The organism is Bordetella petrii (assembly GCF_020991325.1).
GTDB lineage: Bacteria > Pseudomonadota > Gammaproteobacteria > Burkholderiales > Burkholderiaceae_B > Bordetella_A > Bordetella_A petrii_E.
On record NZ_JAJMLX010000468.1, the window covers coordinates 1 to 1,842 of the forward strand.

Here is a 1,842-nt window from a genome sequence, read left to right on the forward strand (position 1 = left end):
CCTGGGTGGCGATCCCCAGTGCCTGTGCCGGCAGGCCCGAGGGCGTGGGCACCGCTTGCGCGGGCTGCGCCTGTGCGCTTGCTGCGGCGGCGCCGGCGGCCGCCTGGGCCGCGGCATCGCTCTCCGGAACGCTGTCCGGGGCCGCCGAATCCGGTTCGGCCTCGGAGGCGGCGGGCTTGCCGCTGGCGGGCCGGGTGGCAGGCGGCGCAACCGCTTGAGTGTCGCCCGTGCTTGCGCCGCGCTGGCGCGCCAGTTGTTGCGCGAAGCTTTCAGTCTTTCCGGCACGGGCGGACGATTGTGCGCGGTCGGCGGCAACGGGCGGAGCGGCCGGGGCCAGCAAGGCGGTTGGGGAGGTCGCGGTCATGGGGGAATCCTGGTCGGCGTTCGGGGGCGTTCTAGGCGGGGTGGTGGCGGTATTGCATGCGTGCCGCGAATTCGTCGTTGGCGCGCTGTTCGCGGCGGTTTTCCGCCAGAGCCAGTGCGCGCCGCTCGCGCTCGGCCAGTGCGTCGAACGAGTTCAGCCGGCGCTGCTGCTGCTGCCAATGCACGCGGCCATGGGCCAGGTGGGTATCGGCCTGGCGCAGCACCGCGGTTTGCTGGTTGATGGCGTCGTCCAGCGTGCCGATGAAACGTTGGTAGTTATGGCAATCGGCCGCCGACATGCCCGATTGCATGGCATTCTGCAGGCGCTGCAGGTAGTCCTGCCGGTAATCCTGCAGCATGGACAACTGCTTTTCGGCGTGATTGCGCTCGGCGTTCAGGCGTCCCAGGGCGCGCGCCGCGTCGTCGGTGCTTTCCTTGGCCAGGCCGATCAGCGTGTCCAGGGGCAGTTGGCTAGGCATAGGCTTCCTTGGTTTCGAAGGCCGCGCGCAGTTGGTCCACCGCCGATTCGTAGGCCACGTTGTCGCCTATGTTCTGCTGCAGGAACGCCTCCAGGCGCGGATAGCGCGCAATGGCGTCATCCAGCTGCGGATCGTTGCCCGCGGTATAGGCGCCCACGGCGATCAGGTCGCGGTTGCGCTGGTAGCGCGACAGGGTCTGCTTGAAGCGGCGCACCACGGCGTACTGGGCATCGGAAATCAGCGAGGTCATGGCGCGCGAGATCGACGCTTCGATGTCGATGGCGGGATAGTGGCCCGCTTCGGCCAGGTGGCGCGACAGCACGACGTGGCCATCCAGGATGGCGCGCGCCGCATCCGCAATGGGGTCTTGCTGGTCGTCGCCTTCGGCCAGTACGGTATAGAACGCGGTGATCGAACCCGCCTTGCCCCCAGGTCCGGGCGCGCCCATGCCGGCGCGTTCCACCAGCGCGGGCAGGCGCGCGAATACCGAAGGCGGATAGCCCTTGGTGGCGGGCGGTTCGCCTATGGCAAGCGCAATTTCGCGTTGCGCCATGGCATAGCGGGTAAGCGAATCCATGATCAGCAGCACGTCCAGCCCCTGGTCGCGGAAATGCTCGGCCAGGCGGGTGGCATAGGCCGCGCCCTGCAGGCGCAGCAGCGGCGACACGTCGGCCGGCGCCGCCACCACCACCGAGCGGGCCAGGCCGTCCGCACCCAGGTTGTGTTCGATGAATTCCTTGACTTCGCGGCCGCGCTCGCCAATCAGGCCCACCACGATGACGTCGGCGCGCGTGTAGCGGGCCATCATGCCCAGCAGCACGCTCTTGCCCACCCCCGAACCGGCGAACAGGCCCATGCGCTGGCCCCGGCCCACCGTCAGCAGGCCGTTGATGGCGCGCACGCCCACGTCCAGCACCGTGTCGATGGGCGCGCGCGACAGCGGGTTGACGGGCAGGGCCGAGAGCGGCGCCAGTTCGGCGCCGGCCAGGGGGCCCAGGCC

At 69.8% G+C, this 1,842-nt stretch carries 2 protein-coding genes and 1 pseudogene; all 3 read right to left on the reverse strand.

All coding sequences use genetic code 11. From position 1 onward, the window contains the following. A pseudogene (locus LPZ50_RS24610) lies at positions 1-364 on the reverse strand (hypothetical protein); the annotation flags it as partial. Positions 365-395: 31 nt separating this feature from the next. Continuing rightward, positions 396-842 carry a flagellar export protein FliJ gene (fliJ, locus tag LPZ50_RS24615; protein ID WP_230665456.1) on the reverse strand — a complete coding sequence of 149 codons (447 nt, stop codon included), beginning with the start codon at positions 840-842 and terminating at the stop codon, positions 396-398. Further along, positions 835-1,842, reverse strand: a 1,008-nt coding sequence (locus LPZ50_RS24620; protein WP_230665457.1) for a FliI/YscN family ATPase, incomplete at its 5' end; no start/stop codon positions are given. The genes LPZ50_RS24620 and fliJ, both read right to left, overlap by 8 nt.